The following is a 17985-nucleotide window of genomic DNA, read 5'->3' as shown; positions in this document are numbered from 1 at the left end:
GTCCTCTCGCGAGCCTCCCCGCCCGTGCCGCCGAGCGGCCGCGAGCTCAGGCGCCGGCGGTGTCGAGGCGCTTGAGCTGGTCGTCGGTGAGCTTGACGTCGAGGGCCGGCAGCGCCGCCTCGTACTGCTGCAGGGTGCGCGGCCCGATCAGCGGCACGATCGCCGGCGAGGTCTGGTGCATCAGCCAGGCGAGCACCAGGGCGTTCGGGGTGACGCCGACCTCCTCGGCCACCTCGGTGAGCACGGCGATCCTGGCCTCGGCGTCCGGCCCCTCGTACGGGATCATCGCGCCGTGCCCGCGCCGCTTCTCCGGGTCGTCGTAGATGCCCTTGAGGATGGGGGAGTAGGCCACGAGCGTCAGGTCGTCGTGCGTCTCCAGGTAGTCGAGCTGCTCGTCGTCCACGATCGAGATGTGCCGGACCCCGGCGCGGCGCCGCAGGTAGGAGTGCTGCTGCTGGAGCGCGACGGGCGCCGGCCAGCCGTAGCGGTCGCAGAGCCGGCGGATCCGCTCCAGCCGCCAGGTCCGCACGTTCGACCAGCCGATGTAGCGGGCCTTGCCCGCCTGGACGATGCCGGCCAGCGCTTCGAGCGTCTCCTCCAGCGGCGTGGCACGGTCGTCGACGTGCACGTAGTAGAGGTCCACGTGGTCGGTGCCGAGCCGCCGCAGGCTGCCGTCGATCGCGTCGCGCAACGTATCGGCCCCCGCGCCGACGAACGTGCGGTAGGCGGCGTCCCAGTCCGCCTTCCCGTCCTTCCATACGGCGTCGAGATCGCGTACGACGGCGCTGCCCTTGGTGGCGAGGAACACCTTGTCACGCTTGCCCGACCTCTTCAGCCAGCGGCCGAGCAGCTCCTCGCTCTCCCCGCCGTAACTTCCAGGACGCTCCCACCAGCAGTAGCAGTCGGCGGTGTCGAGGAAGTTGCCGCCCGCGTCCACGTACCGGTCGAGCATCGTGACGGCTTCGTCCTCCGGAGTGACGGTCCCCATGATCATGCAGCCCAGGGCGAGCTGGCTGACCTGCTCGCCGGTACGGCCCAGCTGTACGGTCTTCATGCGGCATCTCCCGTAGGGGATGAGGGGTCGAATGATCCGTCCGACCAGAACGAGGCGTCGGCGGTGAGACCGAGGCTAGGAGCTGGAGCGCGCTCCAGGTCAAGGTGAGATCGGGGCCCCTGACCTGGAGCGCACTCCGGGTCAGGACTCGGAGGCCGGACGGAGCTGCTGCCGCCTGGTGTTCTGGAACGACGCGAAGCGCCACCCCTGCGGGGTGCGGACGGCGGTGAAGGAGACCGTCGAGGTGCGCAGCTCGCCGTTCAGCGTGGTGCCGCCCGTGGAGATCACCAGGACGGCGCCGTCGGCCAGCCTCTTGAACCGGGTGTCGGCGGGGGCGGCCATGGTGGAGCCCTTGAGCGGTCCCTCGAACAGCCACCGATGCGAGGACTCGATGGCGTCGCGGCCCTGCGTGAGGTTGCCGTCGAAGGTGATGTAGTCGGCGTCCTCGGTGAAGAGGGCGGCGTAGGCGGTCGCGTCGCCCGCGTTCCACGCCTCGGCCAGCCGGGTGAGGAGGGCGGCGATCTCGGCGTACTCGCCGGTCGATGAGGCGTCCTGGCCGGAGGACGGGGTCTGGGCGGACGCGGCGTGCTGGGTCCTGAGCATGTCGGACATCGCGTAACTCCTTAGAGCGACCTTCACTAGTGCAATCTGCACTATAGTCTGCTTCCATACTTATAGTGCAAACAGCCATATAGGAAGGTGCAACTCCATGAAGATCCTGGTCATCGGCGCGACCGGCCGTACCGGCAAGCACGTCCTGACCCAAGGCGTCCAGCGCGGGCACGAGATCACCGCGTTCGCCCGCCGCCCCGAACTGCTCACCGACCGCGGCGCCCTCGCGGCGGTGCACCAGGGCGACGCGCACGACCTGGACGCCGTACGCGCGGCGGTCCAGGGACAGGACGCCGTCATCTCAGCCGTCGGCGGCAGCGGCATCGCGCGTACGCTCATCACCGCCATGCGCGAGGCCGGCGTGCGCAGGGTGGTGATGACGAGCAGCCGCTCGGTCCCCGCCACCCGCCCCCGGCTCCCGGTCACGCTGGCGTGGCTGTTCTTCCGCCAGGCGTACGTGGACCTGGCCCGCGCCGAGGGCATGCTGCAGGTCAGCGACCTCGACTGGACCATCGCCCGAGCGACCATGCTGAACGACAAGCCGCCCGCGGGCCGGGTGCACATCGACTTCGAGGACAACGCGACGGGTGGCGCCATGCAGCTCTCCCGTGCCGACTACGCGATGGCGCTCCTCGACGCGGCCGAAGACCCCAAGCTGATCGGCAAGGCCATGGGCATCTGCGGCCCGAAGTGAGCAGACCGCCACATCCGGCGCTCGAGGAGAGCAGGCGGACACCGGCCGGCCGCGTCCGATGCCGAGACGGCGGCGAGCCGGGCGGTCGCCGGTGAGCCGAGCGACCGAAGGGGAGGGGGGCGAGGCCGTTCGCCGGGTGCGGGCCGAGGCAGGGGGAGCGGGTGGTCGTCGCGGGCCGGTTGCCATAAACTGCGGCCGACCAGACTGATGAAGGCCCCCACCCGCTCCGGCGCGTGGGGGCTTTCTTCGCGTTCGCCAGGCCGGCGCGCTGCCGCGCAGGCGGTGAACACCACGACCCCGGGAAGGTGCGCCGCCGGCTCGCCCACCTGGCCCGCCGCCTGGACTGGCAGGCGCGCTACAGCAGCACGCACGCCGCCCCGGACGGCATGTCGCCGGCGGACATCGTGCCGCACCTGCTGTGGCCGATCGGCGGCCGGCGATCACCCCGCCTCCTGCACGCCGCCACCGTTTTCTGCATCCTGCTCGCGGCGGTCCTCATCGAGTTCGGTCCCTGCCACAGAGGGATCCTGGTGTTCGTGCTGAAGCTGTACGTCTACTGGAACGGGGGCTACGCCACCGCGCTGGCGCTGTGCCTCGCCGGCAGCGGCTATGTGATCTTCCGGGTGAGCGCTCGGTGGCCCACGCCCATCATCGGCTCGCGGGCGAAGAGCTCGGTCCGTGGCCTCTTCGGCAGGCTGGGCTTCGGGCTCGTGTCCGGGTTCGTCGTCTACAAAGCCGGGCTGCGGTACGTGTTCGGCGTCGCCTGCGCGGCGGCGCGCGGGCGGCTGCCGTGGCGGCCCGCGGCGTTCTGCCGGTGGGCGTGTGACGCCGGACTGCTGCGCGTCGCCGGGGCCACGTACCAGTTCCGGCACGACGAACTCCGCAGATGGCTGACCGATCCCGACCGGTCGCACCCGTGATGGCCATGGCTTCGACACCCTGAGGACGGCGGGTGGGTCAACGGGGTGCAAGGTGTCGTGAAGCCGGTGGAAAGCGCACAGTCAAGGGTGCGAATGGTGAACATTGTGTACCGATCGCTGAACGCGAACGCTTTCCTGGCGCGCACCCCTTAACCACGGCTTGTCTTACATGACCCCCTGAATCGAGGGGATATAGGGGGGTCGTTAGGGGTCGAAAAGTGATCTATCCACATATACTGCCGTCATGTCCGACACATCCCCCTTCGAGCAATCTGTCAGTAATGCCGACAGATTGTCAGGGGTGGTGTCTGAAGTGGAGGGGTGATCCGCGACGGTGACGGGGGACGTGTGGCGATACGTACGGTGACGTCGTCGAATGCCGGAGGACCAGATGCTCCGGCGAATATCGAACTTCTTGCTCGCCCTTCAGCATGACATGCTGAAGGGCGCGGTTTGCGGGGGCGCGCGCGTACGGCATGAAGACCGGCGTGCCGTCAAGGGGGCCGCGGCCATCGCGGCAGGTCTCGTGGCCGAGTTCACACTCGCGGCGGCCAGGGCAGGAGCCGCCGCTGTACCGGCGGGCAGCCCGTCGTGCCCCGCATCGCCCACGAGGGCCATAGGGCACACCATTGTCCCGAAATCAGAATCCGGGCGGCCGGATAATGACGTTCCCCCTGCGCGTCACCCTGCCCCGCAACCCTTCTCCCGGACGAAGGGCGCCGAGGGGATCACAGAAATTCAGTTGAAAAGGAAACTAAACAGGTCGAGTACGACGACCAGGGTGGCCGGCTGGAGGCATGGGCCATGCAGCTCATCGAACGTGCAGAGGCACTGGCGAACTTCCGAAACCTGATAGACAAGGCGTTGGCCGGGACCGGTGGAATCATTGTCATGACCGGGCCCGGCGCCACTGGTAAGAGTGCATTACTGCAGGCGTGCGCCGGAGAGGCCGGTGCCGCCGGATTCCTTGTGATGAAAGCCGCCGGGTCGCGTGCGGAGCGCATGTTCCCCTTGGGAACCCTCGGGCAGTTGTTTCGTTCCGCCGAGTTGCCTCAGGAGCTGGCCGACGAGGTGGAGCAGACCCTGGCGCCGGGCCCGGTCAACGGCATCTCCGGGGTGCCCGACCCGGTGGCGCTGGGGCAGAACCTCACGAACGTCGCGGCGCGGCTGTGCGGGGTCCTGGTGGAACTGGCCAAACGGCAGCCGATCCTGCTGTCCGTCGACGACGTGCACAACGTCGACGGCCCCAGCCTGCAGGCTCTGCTCTACATCCAGCGGCGGATGGCCAACGCCCCGCTGCTGCTCGCGGTGACCGCGCTGGCGCAGCGCCGGCCGGTGAACTCCCTGTTCAACGCCGAGCTCACCGGCCGCCCCAACTGTGTGCAGGTCCGGGTCAACCGCCTGTCGCCCGCGGGGGTGGAGGAGCTGCTGCGGGACAAGGTGGGCAGCGAGCCCGCCGCCCGGCTGGCCCCCGAATATCACCGGCTGAGCGGCGGCAACCCGCTGCTGCTGCACGCCATGGTGCAGGACTACTGGGACGTGGCGCACGGCGGCTGGACGCCCGAGGGCTCGCAGGTGGGCGTCGGCCGGCACCTGCACCAGGCGGTGCTGTCCTGCCTGCACCGATGGGATCCGCGGATACTCGACGCGGCCCGCGGCGTCGCGCTGCTCGGGCGCTCGGCCAGCACCGGCTCGGTGGCGCAGCTGCTCGGCGTGAAGCCCGCGTACGTGCTGCCCGCGCTGGAGGCGCTGGAAGCGGCGGGCCTGCTCAACGGCTGCCAGTTCCGCTACCCGACGATGCGCAAGGCCGTGCTCAGAGATCTCAGCCCTGACCGGCAGTCCGTCATGTACATGCGGGCGGCGCGGATCATGTACCAGCTCGGGGCCGAGCCCGGCGACATCGCCGACCACCTGCTGGCGGCCAGCCCGGCCACCCCGGCGGAGGCGGACCCGTGGATGGTGACGGTGCTGCGCGAGGCCGCCGAGGCGGCGCTCGTCCACGACGACCAGGGCCGGGCGATCAGCTGCCTGGAGCTCGGCCGGCTCATCTGCGACGACGAGGCGACGCGGGCGGCGATGCTGACCGAGCTGGCCCGGGCGAACTGGTGCCACCGCCCGGCCGCCGCGCTGCGCTTCCTCGCGCCGCTCGAGGACGCGCACGCGCGCGGCCGGCTCGCCCCCGACGACGCCCGCGCGCTCAGCCGTTACCTGCTGTGGCACGGCTGGCCCCGCCGCGCGGCCGTCGTCTACGACTGGACGGCGGCGCCGGAGCGCGGCGTGCCGCCGCGGGAGCAGATGAGGCTCTGCTTCACCAGGGAGTGGATCCGGCTCATCTTCCCCGCGATGTTCGTGAAGCGGGAGGACGGCGGGTTCGCGAAGCGGGAGGACGGCGGGTTCGCGAAACGGGAGGACGGCGGCCGGAAGACGTCGGACACCCGGGAGTTCTCGCTGAGCAACCTGCTGCTGGGCAAGTCGGAGGAGGACATCGTCGGCGCCGCCCAGGAGCTGCTGGAAAGCTGCAACCTGGCCGAGGCGGAGCTGGAGGCGGTCTTCGGCGCGCTGCTGACGCTGGGCCAGACCGGCCGCTACCAGGAGGCGGTGCGCTGGTGCGAGATGCTCGGCACCGAGGGGGCGGCGCGCGGATTCACCAGGTGGACGGCGGCGCTGGCCGGCATGCGGTCGTGGCTGGCCGTGCAGCACGGCGAGCTGGGCGAGGCCCGGCGCTACGCCCAGCAGGCGCTGAGCGGCATGTCGCGCACGGGATGGGGCGTGCTCCTCGGCCTGCCGCTGACGGTGCTGCTGCGCGCCACCGTCGCCATGGGCGACCTGGACGAGGCGGCCGAGATCATCAAGCGGGGCGTGCCCGGCGACATGCCGCAGACCATGCTGTGGCCGCTGTTCCTGCAGGCCAGGGGCGACTACTACCTCGCCACCAACCGCACCAGGGCGGCGCTCAGCGACTTCCACGAGTGCGGCGCGCTGCTGCGCGGCTGGGACCTCGACATCCCGGCGCTCGTGGACTGGCGCTACGCCATCGCCAAGACGTACCTGCACATCGGCGCGGCCGAGGAGGCCCGGCAGAAGATCACCGAGCAGCTGTCCATCCCCGGCGGCACGCACCCGCGGGTGCACGGCAGGGCGCTGCGGCTGCTCGCGTCGGTCACCGAGCTGCGGCAGCGACCGGCGCGGCTGCAGGAGGCGATGACCCTGCTGCAGCGCTCGGGCGACCTGCTGGAGCTCGGCTGGGCGTACGCGGATCTCAGCGACGCCTACCAGGAGCTCGGCGACATCACCCGGGCGCGGCTGATGGTCAGGCGGGCCAAGCAGATCGCCAAGGCGTGCGAGGCCGGGCCGCTCCTCGCGCGGTTGCAGCCACGCGAAGAGGACGGCGTCGAGGGTCTCGGCGAGGCGGCCGCACTGAGCGACGCCGAGCGGCGCGTCGCCGCGCTCGCGGCCTTCGGCTACACCAACAGGGAGATCAGCGAGCGCCTGTTCATCACGGTCAGTACCGTCGAGCAGCACCTTACGCGGGTCTATCGCAAGCTGAACGTGAAGCGCCGCGCCGACCTGCCGACCGAGCTGTCGCTCGGCACCGGGTTCGCGGAGGCGGACGTCTCTCGCATGACCCGGCGCGGCGCGGGGCACATGCGGCGCGCTGCGGGGAGATCGGCACGCTGATCACGCGCTCATCCAGGACTGCGGCGGCGACCCGGCATCGCTCAGCAGGGCGCCGACCGCACGGGGCTGCGGCTCCGGCAAGAGGGTGATCAGCAGGCTGAACTTCTTCATCATCGCGGGGGAGTATTCACGCACCGGGGTGATCTCCGCCTCTGCCAGATCCCACGGGCCGAGCAGCTCTTCCGCGCGCTGAGCGGCGAGCACGGGGTCGAGCCCGTACCAGGAGATCACCGAGGTCAGCAGGTCACGTCCGGTCCAGTGCTCCGGAACGTCCGAGTAGTCAACGAATGCGGGTGGGGCAGTGACCGACGAAAGGAGCATTTGGAACACAGGAGTCCCCCAAGAATCAACTCAACTGTTGTTCGCCGAAGATGCGGTGCCGAGTGCCTCGCGTGCCGGGCGCGAATCCCCCTCTCCCTGGTCGTCCTCGCGCCGGTCGGCCGAAGGCCGGCCCAGGAGCACGCGCAGGCCGTCGGCCAGGTCGCTCACGGACACCAGCTCGGGGTTGATCAGCCACTGGGCCATCAGTCCCTGGAGCAGGGTGAGGTAGAGCCGGCCGACCGCGCGTGTTTCCTGCTCGTCCAGCGACTCGTCCGCGCCGAGCAGCTTGGGGAGCCCGTCGGGTGCGGCGGCGGAAGCGAGCGCCTCGCCGAGCCGCTCGCGCAGGTCGGGCGCGTGCTCGGCGGCGGTGAGCGCCTCGAAGTTGGCGGCCAGCAGCGGGCGGTTGTCCTTGAAGCTGTCGACGATCTGCTGCCAGGTCTCCTCGAAGCCCACCAGCGGGTCCGTCGCGCCGGTGGGCGTCATGACCTGCCACAGGTCGGTCCAGTCCTGAACCATGTCGATGAGGGCCTCGCGGAGCAGCGCCTCTTTCGAGCCGAAGTGGTAGCCGATGGAGGCGAGGTTGGCTCCCGACGCGGCGGTGATGTGCCGGGCGGTGGTGTGGGCGTAACCGCGCTCCACGATGCACCGCTTCGCCCCCTCGAGGAGCTGCTCTCGTTGTCCCATACCGGCCACCTTACCATGATTTCAATCATACGTCCGTCCAAGACGCTTGTATGATTCGGGCATGGCGCAGACAACTCGCCCCACCGCGGGCCGACGCGAATGGCTCGGCCTCGCCGTACTGACGCTCCCCGTGATCTTGCTGTCCAACTCGATCACCATCCTTTTCCTGGCGGTCCCTTGGATCACCGCAGGGCTCCGGCCCAGCGCCACCGAGCTGCTGTGGATCATGGACATCTACACGTTCGTGCTGGCCGGGCTGCTGATACCGATGGGCGCCCTGGGCGATCGCATCGGCCGGCGCCGGGTGCTGCTCGGCGGTGCGGTGGTCTTCGGCGTGGGCTCCGCCGCCGCGGCGTACGCCACCTCGCCCGAGCTGCTGATCGCCGCGCGGGTGCTGCTCGGCATCGGCGCCGCCACGTTGATGCCGTCCACGCTGGCGCTCATCAGGACGTTGTTCGCCGACCCCGGGCAGCGCAAGATGGCGGTCGGCATCTGGACCGCCGGGTCGTCCGGCGGCGTGGTGCTCGGCCCGCCGCTCGGCGGCCTGCTGCTTGAGTACTTCTGGTGGGGCTCGGTGTTCCTGCTGAACGTGCCGTTCATGGTGCTGCTGCTGATCGCGGGACCGCTGCTGCTGCCGGAGTCGCGAGACCCCAAGAAGGGCGGCTTCGACCTGCTCGGCGTGCTGTTGTCGCTGGCCGCCGTGCTGCCGCTCATCTACGGGCTCAAGCAGGTCGCGCTGGAGGAGCCGTCGATCTGGTCGGTCGGCGCGCTCGTCGTGGGCGTCGCCTTCGGTGTGGCCTTCGTCTACCAGCAGCGCCGCAAGGCCGACCCGATGGTCGACGTCGACCTCTTCCGCCGGCCGGTCTTCACGACCGCCGTGGGCGGCTACGCGCTGGTCATGTTCGCGCTCACCGGCGGCACCTACCTCGCCTCGCCGTACCTGCAGCAGGTGCTGGGCTTCAGCCCGCTGCCCGCTGCGCTGTGGCAGATGCCCGCGGGAGTAGGGGTGATCGTCGCCGCCGTGGTCGCCGGCTACCTCGCCCAGCGCCTGCGGCCCGGCCCCATTTTCGCCGCCGGTCCCCTCATCATGGCCGCCGGCCTGCTCATCATGTCGCAGGTCCAGGTGGACGCCGGGCTGACGGCGCTGGTGCCGGGCATGATCCTGGTGGGCGCGGGCACCGGCATCGTGGCCACCGTCGCGGTGGACATCGTGCTCGGCAGCGTGCCGCCCGAACGCTCCGCGCGGGCCTCCGCGCTGTCGGAGACCAGCCTCGAGCTCGGCACCGCCCTGGGCATCGCGCTCATGGGCCTCATCAGCACCGTCGTCTACAGCCGTACGCTGCTCGACACCGCCCCGCAGGGGGTGCCGCAGGCCGAGACGGCGGCGGCGTCCGAGACCCTCGCGGCGGCGCTCGCCATCGCCGCGGACCTTCCGGGGGAGATCGGCGCGCAGCTCGCCGACGCGGCCAGGGCCGCCTTCACCCTCGGCATGCAGGTCCCGCTCTACGTGACCGCCGCGCTCATGCTGGCGCTCGGCGCCATCGCGCTGTTCGCGCTGCGCCGGGCCGAGATCAAGCCCGCCGAGGCCGTCGAGGAGCCCGGCATGTCCGAGGCGCGCTGAGCCGCCCCTCACCTGCGGCGACCCGCGTTCCCCCGGCGAACCGCCCCGGCCCCCTATGTGGTTCGGGGGCCCGGGCGAGGCCCATTAGGGGTTGATCTAGGGGGAACGTCCGCCTCTACCGTGGCCATCGTCGATCCGATCGCCGGCAAGGTGGAGGCACCATGCCCGAAGGCGCCAACCCGGCAGCCGATTACGAACTGGGGCTGCGCCTGCTCAACGCCCGCGCCACGCAGCGGGTGCTGGGCATCATGGGCGACCCGTTCGCCCTGGTGCTGCGCGGCACCGATGATCCCTACCCGCTCTACGCCGCGATCCGCGAGCGCGGCCCGATCCACCGCAGCACCACGGGAAGCTGGGTGACCGCGGACCCGGACGTGACGGCCGAGGCCCTGGCGGACCCGGTGTGGCGGATGTCGGACCGGGACGGCTCCCCGGCCGCCGAGCAGCTGCTGCCCTTCTACGGGCACGGCACGCTGGGCGGCGAGGCCGGCGAGCACGAGCGGCTGCGCCCCCACTGGCAGGCCCTGCTCGACCCGGAGCCGCTGGCCGCGCACCGCAAGACCGTCGAGCGGGAGTGCCTGGCCCGCCTCGACCGCGTCACCGGCGGCGACCTCATGACCGGCTACGCCTGGCCGGTCGCGACCGCCGCCACCGCCGCGCTGCTCGAGCTCCCGGCGGCCGGCCTGCCGCGCTACGCCCGGCTCTGCCAGGACGCCGCCGCGCTGCCCGACTCCCTGCTCGCCGCCCAGCCGCTCGCCCTCGTCCGCCGCATCGAGGACGCGGTGGCCGGGCTCGACGAGCTGTTCGGTGGCACGCCGGGGGAGGAGGACCACGACCCCGCCAGAGCCGTACGGGTGCTGCTGTCCACCGCAGCCGTCCCGGCCACCGCCCACCTCATCGGCAACGCGGTCCGCGCGCTGCTGGCGGAGCCGGACGCATGGCGGGAGCTGTCCCGCGACCCCGGCCTCGCGCCCGCCGCCGTGGCCGAGACGCTGCGCCACGACCCGCCGGTGCAGATGGAGGCGCGGGTGGCCGCCGAACCCGCCGTCCTGGCGGGCACCCGGCTGGAGCCCGGCAGCCACCTGGTGCTCATCACCGCCGCCGCCGGCCGGGACGAGACCCGCCACCCGGAGCCCGGCCGCTTCCGCCTCGACCGGCGGGGCGAGCCGGAGCCGCTCGCCTTCGCCGGCGGCCTCCACCACCTCCCCGTCGCCCCGCTGGCCCGCGCCCAGGCCGAGGTGGCGCTGCGGATCCTCGCCGAGACCCGGCCGGAGCTGCGGCCGTCCGGCGCGCCGGTGTACCGGCGGCGCGCCCCCGTGGTGCGCGGCCCCGTCGAGCTGCCCGTGCTCGGGCTTGGAGAGAGCTGATGCGTGTCCTGCTGACCTCGTTCGCCCTCGCCTCGCACTACAACTGCCTGGTGCCGCTCGGCTGGGCGCTGACCGCCGCCGGACACGAGGTCCGGGTGGCCAGCCAGCCCTCGCTGACCGACGCCATCACCGCGTCGGGGCTCACCGCCGTCCCCGTCGGCACCGACCCGGAGCTCGAGGAGGTGCGCGAGCAGCCGGGCGCGGCCATGGGACCGCCCCGGGTGCACGAGGACCGCGACGAGCCGGTCACCTGGGAGCAGGCGCTCGACTTCGACACGGTGATCGCGCCGCTGCTGCTCGCCGCCACCAACAACACCGAGATGGTGGACGAGCTGGTCGGCTTCGCCCGCGGCTGGCGGCCCGACCTGGTGATCTGGGAGCCGTTCACGCTGGCCGGCGCGATCGCGGCCGAGGCGTGCGGCGCGGTCCACGTACGGGCCCTGTGGGGCCTGGACGTGCTGGGCAGCGCCCGCCGCACCTTTCTCGACCTGCGCGCACAGCAGCCGGAGGCGCACTGGGAGGACCCGGTGGGGGAGTGGCTGACGCTGACCCTCGCCCGCTACGGCCGCTCGTTCACCGAGGAGGCCGTCACCGGGCGGCTCACCATCGACACCACGATGCCCGCGAGCCTGCGCCTCCCCGTCGGGGTGCCGATCGTGGGCATGCGGACGCTGCCGTACAACGGCCGCTCCGTGCAGCCCGAATGGCTCAGCGAGCCGCCGGACCGCCCCCGCGTGTGCTTCACGCTCGGCGGCACCGGCGCGGGCTTCCTGCACGACTGGGCGCTCGGCCCCGCCGAGCTGGTACGGGCGGCGGCCGAACTCGACATCGAGGTCGTGGCCACGCTCGACGCCGAGCAGCGCGCCGGCCTCGGCGAGGTGCCGGACAACGTCCGCATCGTCGACTTCGTCCCCATGAACCTGCTCATGCCGACCTGCGCGGCGGTCGTGCACCACGGCGGCGCCGGCACGTTCAGCGCCGCGCTGCTCAACGGCGTGCCGCAACTCATGATCGCTAACACCTGGGACACCCCGGTCAAAGCCAAGCGGCTGGCCGCCGCCGGCGCCGGCGCCTACATCCCGCCGCCCGGCCTCGACCCCCGCGGCTTCCGCGACGCGCTCGCCGCGCTCGTGCACGAGCCGGGCCCGCGCGCCGCCGCCGAACGGCTGCGGCAGGAGATGCTCACCGAGCCCACCCCCGCCGAGCTCGTCCCCCGCCTGGAACGCCTGGTCGCCGAGCACCGCGCCGGCGCGCCCGCGCCGCAGCCCGCCCTGGCCGAAGGAGCGCTGCGGTGAGCGGGACGGCCACGACGACCCGGCGGCCCTCCGCCAAGGGCACCGTGCCGTTCGGCGAGTACCGCACCTGGTACCGCGTGACCGGCGACCTGACCGGCGGCCGCCCGCCCCTGGTCGTGCTGCACGGCGGCCCCGGCAGCACCCACGACTACCTGCTGCCGCTCGCCGAGCTGAGCGACACCGGCCAGCCGGTCATCCACTACGACCAGCTCGGCAACGGCGGCTCCACCCACCTGCCCGGCAAGGGCGCCGACTTCTGGACCGTGCGGCTCTTCCTCGACGAGCTGGACAACCTGCTCAGCAGGCTCGGCGTGGCCGGCGGCTACGTGCTCTTCGGCCACTCCTGGGGCGGTATGCTCGCCGCCGCGCACGCCGCCACCCGCCCCAGCGGGCTGCGCGGGCTCGTCATCGCCAACTCGCCCGCCTCGATGGTCACCTGGCGGGCCGAGATGGAACGGCTGCGCGCCACCCTCCCGCCCGAGGTGCAGCAGACACTCGCCCGCCACGAGGCCGCCGGCACCACCGCCACCCGCGAGTACTTCGACGCCATGCGCGTCTTCTTCGCCCGATACGTCTGCCTGCTCGACCCGTGGCCGCGCGAGTACCAGGCGTCCTTCATGGAGATGCACAACAACCCGACCGTCTACTACACGATGAACGGGCCGACCGAGTTCCACGTCGTCGGCACGCTGCGCGACTGGTCGGTCGAAGAGCTGCTGCCCGCCATCGAGGTGCCCACCCTGATCATCTCAGGGCGGCACGACGAGGCGACACCGGAGACCGTACGCCCGTTCGACGAGCTCATCCCGGACTCCCGCTGGGAGATCCTCGAGCACTCCAGCCACCTCCCGCACCTGGAGGAACCCGACCGGTTCAGGGACGTGCTGCTGGACTATCTCGCCACCGTCACGGGGACCCGACCGGGACCCCGCGCAAGCGACGCCGCGACAGGGAGTTGACGTGACCCGCATGTTCCCCGACCAGAACCCGGCCCGCACGGAGGGCCGCCGCCCGCGCGCCCTGGTGAGCGGCGTGGCATCGGACTCGCACACCTGGAACCTCGTCTACCTGCAGCTCGTCTGCGAAGAGGAGGGCCTGGACGTGGTCAACCTCGGCCCGTGCGTCCCCGACGAGCTGCTCGTCTCCGAGTGCGTGGACCAGCGGCCCGACCTCGTGGTGCTCAGCACCGTCAACGGCCACGGCTACCGTGAGGGCCTGAGGGTCGTCCCCAAGCTGCGCGCCAGGCCCGAGCTGGCCGGCGTCCCCATCGTCATGGGCGGCCGCCTCGGGGTCAACGGACGGCGCGAAGACGACCTCGCGAGCCGGCTCGAGGCGGCCGGCTGCGACCGCGTCTTCGACCGCGGCGGCCCCGAGGACATCGACGAGTTCAGGACGCTGGCCGCCGCGCTCACCTGGAAGACGGACGGCGCCGCCGCGCGTACCCCGGTCCGGTCCGGCTGAGGCGGCATGGCCGCTGGATTCGGCGGTTACGTGACCGCCACGGCCGCGGCCGGCGAGCTGGTGGTGCAGCCCCGCATGGGATTCGGCGACGTGGCGACCATGCGCGCCGGGCTGCTCGCCACGAAACGGGCCCGCGCGGCCACCGCCGGGACGATCACCGTGGACAGCTACACCCGGGTCGGCGACCTGGCCTCTGCCGCCGCCGCGCTCGCCTCGGGCGCCGCGCTCAACGGCTACCCCCTGGTCAGCCACGGCGTCGTCGTCAACAGGGCGCTGCTGCACGGCGTCCGCGACGACGGCTTCCCCGTGCAGGTGCGCCACGGCTCCGCCGACCCGGTGAAGGTCTTCGAGGCGCTGCTGGACGCCGGGCTGGACGCCACCGAGGGCGGCCCGGTCTCCTACTGCCTGCCCTACAGCAGGATCCCGCTCAGCCAGGCGGTCGACCACTGGGCGCGCGGCTGCGAGCTACTGGTCGCCCGCGGGCAGGAGGAGGGGCGCGAGCCGCACCTGGAGACGTTCGGCGGCTGCGTGCTCGGCCAGCTCTGCCCACCCGGCCAGCTCGTCGCGCTCAGCGTCCTCGAGGGCCTGTTCTTCCGGGCGCACGGCCTGCGCGACATCTCGCTCAGCTACGCCCAGCAGACCAGCCCGCAGCAGGACGTCGAGGCGGTGCTCGCGCTGCGCGCGCTGGCCGAGGAGTTCCTGTCCGGCGTGCGCTGGCACGTCGTCGTCTACGCGTACATGGGCGTCTACCCCGAGACGCCGCGCGGTGCCGCCGCCCTGCTGACCTCCGCGGCCGAGCTGGCCGTGCGCACGGGAGCCGAGCGGCTCATCGTCAAGACCGAGGCCGAGTCCCGGCGCATCCCCACGATCGCGGAGAACGTCGCCGCACTGGAGCTGGCGGGGCGGGCCGCCCGCGCGGCCCGCCCCGCCGCGCCGCCGCCGAGCAGCACCGACTCGCAGGTGTACGCCGAGGCGCGGCGCCTCGTCGAGGCCACCCTGGAGCTGCACGAGGACGTGGGCCGCGCGCTGCTGCGCGCGTTCAAGCTCGGCTACCTCGACATCCCCTACTGCCTGCACCCCGACAACAGGGGTGCCGCGCGCAGCCGCATCGACGCCGACGGCAGGCTGCTGTGGGCCGACGTCGGCGCGCTGCCGCTCGACGGAGTGGCAGAACGCCACCGCCCGCGCCCGGTCGGCTCCGCCGAGCTGCTGCACGCGCTCCACTATGTGCAGCGCAAATTCGACGGCGCCGCCTGAACGGCGGGGCCGCAGAATGTGGGGGCCGCGCGGATCACGAGCAGGGGTACTAGGGGTGGGGCAGGCCCGCCGTCCGCGGTTAGCGTGCCGGGGTGGACAACTCATCGAGTCACGAGATCGCCATGGTCTTCCCGGGGATGGGGCCCACCGCGTACGCCGACATCGAGCGGTTCGCCGCCGAGGTGCCGTCGGCGTGGCGGCTGTTCGCCGAGGCCGACGAAGCGCTCGGATACCCGGTGCTCGAGCGGTTCCGCGACACGGAGGGCGACTACTCCGAGTACGCCCAGGTGGCCTTCCTCGTCACCTGCCTGGCTCTGGCCGAGTGGGCCGAGCGCGAGGCGCTGCCCGCGCTCCCCGGGGTGTGCGCGGGGCCGAGCTTCGGCGGCAAGCCGGCCGCGGCGTACGCGGGGTCGCTGAGCTTCGCCGACGCGGTGTGGATGACCGCCCGGCTGGCCCGCTGCGTCGCCGACTACTTCAGCAGGGAGCACAGCGGCCTGGTCACCCACTCGTTCGTCCGCGTGCCGCCCGAGGTGGTGGAGGAGATGCTCGGCGAGCTGACCGCGCGCGGCCGCATCGCCGACGTCGCCTGCCGGGTCGACCGCGACTTCTTCATGATCACACTGTCCGCCGACGACCTGCCGGGGCTGGAGAAGGGCATCCGCGCCGCCGGCGGCCTGTCGCTCTACACGATGCGCCCGCCGATGCACTCGCCGGCCTTCTCCTGGCTGCGCGAACGCGCAGAGAAGGAGGTGCTGGACGAGCTGGACTTCACCGAGCCGCGGCTACCGGTGATCTCCGACCACGACGGCTCCCTGCTGACCACCGGCGAGCAGGTGCGGAACCTGCTCCTCGACGGCTTCGTCAAGCAGATGCACTGGCCGGGGACGGTCGAGGCGCTGCGCGCCCACGGCGTGCGCACGGTCTGCGTGGCCGGGCCGGACGCGCTCTTCAGCCGGGTGCCCGCCACCACCAAGAGCTTCACGGTGGTGCCGGTCGGCCCCAAGCGGCCGCTGCTCGCCGCACGCAACAGATGAGCCCCGCCCAGCGGTCGCTGAACGGGGCTCGGCGGCCAGGTGCGTGCGGGCTCAGGAGACCGGACGGGCCGAGCTGAGCGCCGTCCACAAAGCCCCGGGGGTGGCGAAGGTGTCAAGAACAAGTGCCTGCTCGTCGAACTGCACGGAGTAATCGGCTTCCAGCGCGCTGAGCAGTTCCACCGCGCCCATGGAATCCAAACCGAATTCCCGGAGGTTCGTGTCCGCGGTGAGCTCGTCGTCGGAAGACAGCAAGGGAAGCCGGTGCCGGAGCAACTCCTCGAACTTTTCATCCCACATGGCTCGCATTATGCCTCATATTCTCGCGCTGGGGAAAAGAAAATGGGCGAAGAAATTCAGCGGAACCTGCACGGGCGATTTCTGAACGGTCTCGCCGCCGCGCCGCAAGGAGCCGCGCTCCGCCTCGGCGGCCGCACGGTCACCTTCGAGGAGCTGCACGAGCTCGCCCTGCTGTGGGCCGGGTCGCTGCTCCACGCCGGCGTCACCGGGCCGGTCGGCGTGCTCGCCGAGAAGGGCGTCACGGCCTACGCCGGGCTGCTCGCGACCCTGTACGCCGGGACCACCGTGGTGCCGCTGCACGCCGACTTCCCGCCAGACCGGACGGCGCGGATGATGTCGGCGGCCGGCGTCACCGCCGTGATCGCCGACGAGCGCGGCGCGCGCCTGCTGCCCGAGCTGCGCGAACGCGGCTTCTACGGCTCCGTGCTGCTGCCCGAGGGCGGCGGCGAGGGCAGCGTCGCCGTCTCGGCCGCGCACACCCTGGCGGAACCGGTCGCGGCGCCGGCCGACGCGCCCGCGTACATCCTGTTCACCTCCGGCTCCACCGGCCGGCCCAAGGGCGTCACGCTCACCCACGCCAACCTGACCCACTACTTCGGGGTGCTGGACGGACGCTACGACTTCACCCCCGGCGACGCCTTCTCGCAGACCTTCGACCTGACCTTCGACTGCGCCATCTTCGACCTGTTCTGCGCCTGGGGCGCGGGCGCACCCGCCGTGCCGGTGCCGCCGCGCGGCCACGCCGACCTGCCCGCCTTCCTGGAACGCCACCAGGTCACCGTCTGGTTCTCCACCCCCAGCGGCATCAGCCTGGCCCGCCGGCTCGGCGCCCTGCGCCCCGGCGCGCTGCCCGGCCTGCGCTGGAGCTTCTTCGCCGGAGAGGCGCTGCGCTGCCAGGACGTCGAGGACTGGATCGCGGCCGCGCCGCACGCCACCGTGGAGAACCTGTACGGCCCCACCGAGCTGACCGTCACCATCGCGGGCCACCGCTGGTCCGGCGACTCGGCCAAGCTCGCGGTCAACGGCGTGGTGCCGATCGGCGCCGTGCACCCCGGGCACCGGATGCTGCTCGTCACCGAGGACGGCGAGGTGACCGACGAGGAGGAAGGCGAGCTGTGCATCGCAGGACCCCAGCTCACCCCCGGATACCTCGACCCCCGCGACGGCGAGGGCCGCTTCCTCCGGCACGGCGGCCACACCTTCTACCGCACCGGCGACCGCGTACGGCGGCTCCCCGGCGACGAGCTCGCCTACCTGGGCAGACGCGACGCCCAGGTGCAGGTGCAGGGCTGGCGGGTCGAGCTCGCCGAGATCGAGCACGCGCTGCTGGCCGGCGAGGACGGCGTCGCCGAGGCCGCCGCGGTAGGGGTCGAAGGCCCCGCGGGAACCGAGCTGGTGGTCTTCTACACCGGCCGGCCGCGGCCTCCCGTCGAGCTCGCCAACCGGCTGCGCCGGACGCTGCCGCACGGCATGGTCCCCAAGCGATATCACCACCTCGCGGAACTGCCGCTGAACGCCAACCGCAAGGTCGACAGAAAGGCGCTGGCCGAACGCGCCGGCGAACTCCTGAGCCCGCACAATTAATTGGTCTTAGGGGGCGCATAGGGGTTAGTGCGGCTCCGAACTTTTCGTAGTTTGGTGGCGGCACCGAAAGGGTCAGAACGTGCAAGCCCGGTGAGCTCAACGCTCC

The 17985-nt window shown here is 72.1% G+C and carries 16 protein-coding genes; 11 read left to right on the top strand and 5 right to left on the bottom strand.

Features of this window, described 5'->3' with window-relative positions; all coding sequences use genetic code 11:
• Positions 1–46: 46 nt before the first annotated feature.
• Together ACGFIM_RS28525 and ACGFIM_RS28520 are read right to left on the bottom strand one after the other, a co-directional pair.
• Positions 47–1054, bottom strand: a complete 1008-nt coding sequence (locus ACGFIM_RS28525) for an aldo/keto reductase (protein ID WP_393206000.1) — start codon at positions 1052–1054, stop codon at positions 47–49.
• A 141-nt stretch (positions 1055–1195) separates the two neighbouring features.
• Entirely contained in the window at positions 1196–1666 is a 471-nt protein-coding gene (locus ACGFIM_RS28520; RefSeq protein ID WP_393205997.1) for an SgcJ/EcaC family oxidoreductase, read from the bottom strand.
• A 97-nt stretch (positions 1667–1763) separates the two neighbouring features.
• On the opposite strand from ACGFIM_RS28520, the gene ACGFIM_RS28515 reads away from it, so the two are divergent.
• From ACGFIM_RS28515 to ACGFIM_RS28505, 3 genes are all read left to right on the top strand, one after another.
• Positions 1764–2360: an NAD(P)-dependent oxidoreductase gene (locus ACGFIM_RS28515; protein ID WP_393205994.1), complete on the top strand. Its 597-nt coding sequence runs from the start codon at positions 1764–1766 to the stop codon at positions 2358–2360.
• A gap of 233 nt (positions 2361–2593) precedes the next feature.
• Positions 2594–3280 carry a hypothetical protein gene (locus ACGFIM_RS28510; RefSeq protein ID WP_393205991.1) on the top strand — a complete coding sequence of 229 codons (687 nt, stop codon included), beginning with the start codon at positions 2594–2596 and terminating at the stop codon, positions 3278–3280.
• Positions 3281–4084: 804 nt separating this feature from the next.
• On the top strand, positions 4085–6958 hold the full coding sequence (locus ACGFIM_RS28505) for an ATP-binding protein (protein ID WP_393205988.1): 2874 nt from the start codon (positions 4085–4087) through the stop codon (positions 6956–6958).
• Here the strand turns inward: ACGFIM_RS28505 and ACGFIM_RS28500 are convergent, their stop codons facing one another.
• Both ACGFIM_RS28500 and ACGFIM_RS28495 read right to left on the bottom strand, forming a co-directional pair.
• Positions 6959–7279 carry a hypothetical protein gene (locus ACGFIM_RS28500; RefSeq protein WP_393205985.1) on the bottom strand — a complete coding sequence of 107 codons (321 nt, stop codon included), beginning with the start codon at positions 7277–7279 and terminating at the stop codon, positions 6959–6961.
• A gap of 30 nt (positions 7280–7309) precedes the next feature.
• Complete coding sequence (locus tag ACGFIM_RS28495; protein WP_393205983.1) at positions 7310–7963, bottom strand: TetR/AcrR family transcriptional regulator; 654 nt, start codon at positions 7961–7963, stop codon at positions 7310–7312.
• Positions 7964–8024: 61 nt separating this feature from the next.
• On the opposite strand from ACGFIM_RS28495, the gene ACGFIM_RS28490 reads away from it, so the two are divergent.
• From ACGFIM_RS28490 to ACGFIM_RS28460, 7 genes are all read left to right on the top strand, one after another.
• Entirely contained in the window at positions 8025–9584 is a 1560-nt protein-coding gene (locus ACGFIM_RS28490) for an MFS transporter (protein WP_393205980.1), read from the top strand.
• Positions 9585–9745: 161 nt separating this feature from the next.
• Positions 9746–10951, top strand: a complete 1206-nt coding sequence (locus ACGFIM_RS28485; protein ID WP_393205977.1) for a P450-derived glycosyltransferase activator — start codon at positions 9746–9748, stop codon at positions 10949–10951.
• Positions 10951–12246: an activator-dependent family glycosyltransferase gene (locus ACGFIM_RS28480; RefSeq protein WP_393205974.1), complete on the top strand. Its 1296-nt coding sequence runs from the start codon at positions 10951–10953 to the stop codon at positions 12244–12246. The genes ACGFIM_RS28485 and ACGFIM_RS28480 overlap by 1 nt, the downstream gene beginning before the upstream one ends.
• Positions 12243–13205 (top strand): proline iminopeptidase-family hydrolase, encoded by a 963-nt coding sequence (locus ACGFIM_RS28475; protein WP_393205971.1) that lies wholly within the window; start codon positions 12243–12245, stop codon positions 13203–13205. Before ACGFIM_RS28480 ends, ACGFIM_RS28475 begins: the two co-directional genes overlap by 4 nt.
• A 10-nt stretch (positions 13206–13215) precedes the next feature.
• Positions 13216–13707 (top strand): cobalamin B12-binding domain-containing protein, encoded by a 492-nt coding sequence (locus ACGFIM_RS28470; RefSeq protein ID WP_393207740.1) that lies wholly within the window; start codon positions 13216–13218, stop codon positions 13705–13707.
• Between the two features lie 6 nt (positions 13708–13713).
• Positions 13714–14964: a methylaspartate mutase gene (locus ACGFIM_RS28465; protein WP_393205968.1), complete on the top strand. Its 1251-nt coding sequence runs from the start codon at positions 13714–13716 to the stop codon at positions 14962–14964.
• A 92-nt stretch (positions 14965–15056) separates the two neighbouring features.
• The gene (locus ACGFIM_RS28460; RefSeq protein ID WP_393205965.1) at positions 15057–15998 is read left to right on the top strand and encodes an ACP S-malonyltransferase; all 942 of its coding nucleotides are present in this window, start codon (positions 15057–15059) and stop codon (positions 15996–15998) included.
• A gap of 51 nt (positions 15999–16049) precedes the next feature.
• Here ACGFIM_RS28460 and ACGFIM_RS28455 read toward each other — a convergent pair whose 3' ends face one another.
• Complete coding sequence (locus tag ACGFIM_RS28455; protein ID WP_364067723.1) at positions 16050–16295, bottom strand: acyl carrier protein; 246 nt, start codon at positions 16293–16295, stop codon at positions 16050–16052.
• Positions 16296–16337: 42 nt separating this feature from the next.
• On the opposite strand from ACGFIM_RS28455, the gene ACGFIM_RS28450 reads away from it, so the two are divergent.
• On the top strand, positions 16338–17879 hold the full coding sequence (locus ACGFIM_RS28450) for an AMP-binding protein (RefSeq protein ID WP_393205962.1): 1542 nt from the start codon (positions 16338–16340) through the stop codon (positions 17877–17879).
• Positions 17880–17985: the final 106 nt, after the last annotated feature.

Origin of the sequence: Nonomuraea sp. NPDC049309, from assembly GCF_043196965.1 — a bacterium.
Taxonomy (GTDB): Bacteria; Actinomycetota; Actinomycetes; order Streptosporangiales; family Streptosporangiaceae; genus Nonomuraea; species Nonomuraea fastidiosa.
The sequence above is the reverse complement of the archived record's forward strand: the minus strand, read 5'-3'. Positions and strand labels throughout refer to the sequence as shown.

Excerpts from the sequence above, each read along its gene's own strand:
- ACGFIM_RS28485 (WP_393205977.1), top strand. The coding sequence starts at position 9,746 with ATGCCCGAAGGCGCCAACCCGGCAGCCGATTACGAACTGGGGCTGCGC.
- ACGFIM_RS28525 (WP_393206000.1), bottom strand. The coding sequence starts at position 1,054 with ATGAAGACCGTACAGCTGGGCCGTACCGGCGAGCAGGTCAGCCAGCTC.
- ACGFIM_RS28500 (WP_393205985.1), bottom strand. The coding sequence starts at position 7,279 with ATGCTCCTTTCGTCGGTCACTGCCCCACCCGCATTCGTTGACTACTCG.
- ACGFIM_RS28520 (WP_393205997.1), bottom strand. The coding sequence starts at position 1,666 with ATGTCCGACATGCTCAGGACCCAGCACGCCGCGTCCGCCCAGACCCCG.
- ACGFIM_RS28455 (WP_364067723.1), bottom strand. The coding sequence starts at position 16,295 with ATGTGGGATGAAAAGTTCGAGGAGTTGCTCCGGCACCGGCTTCCCTTG.
- ACGFIM_RS28465 (WP_393205968.1), top strand. The coding sequence starts at position 13,714 with ATGGCCGCTGGATTCGGCGGTTACGTGACCGCCACGGCCGCGGCCGGC.
- ACGFIM_RS28480 (WP_393205974.1), top strand. The coding sequence starts at position 10,951 with ATGCGTGTCCTGCTGACCTCGTTCGCCCTCGCCTCGCACTACAACTGC.
- ACGFIM_RS28515 (WP_393205994.1), top strand. The coding sequence starts at position 1,764 with ATGAAGATCCTGGTCATCGGCGCGACCGGCCGTACCGGCAAGCACGTC.
- ACGFIM_RS28505 (WP_393205988.1), top strand. The coding sequence starts at position 4,085 with ATGCAGCTCATCGAACGTGCAGAGGCACTGGCGAACTTCCGAAACCTG.
- ACGFIM_RS28470 (WP_393207740.1), top strand. The coding sequence starts at position 13,216 with ATGTTCCCCGACCAGAACCCGGCCCGCACGGAGGGCCGCCGCCCGCGC.
- ACGFIM_RS28450 (WP_393205962.1), top strand. The coding sequence starts at position 16,338 with ATGGGCGAAGAAATTCAGCGGAACCTGCACGGGCGATTTCTGAACGGT.
- ACGFIM_RS28495 (WP_393205983.1), bottom strand. The coding sequence starts at position 7,963 with ATGGGACAACGAGAGCAGCTCCTCGAGGGGGCGAAGCGGTGCATCGTG.
- ACGFIM_RS28490 (WP_393205980.1), top strand. The coding sequence starts at position 8,025 with ATGGCGCAGACAACTCGCCCCACCGCGGGCCGACGCGAATGGCTCGGC.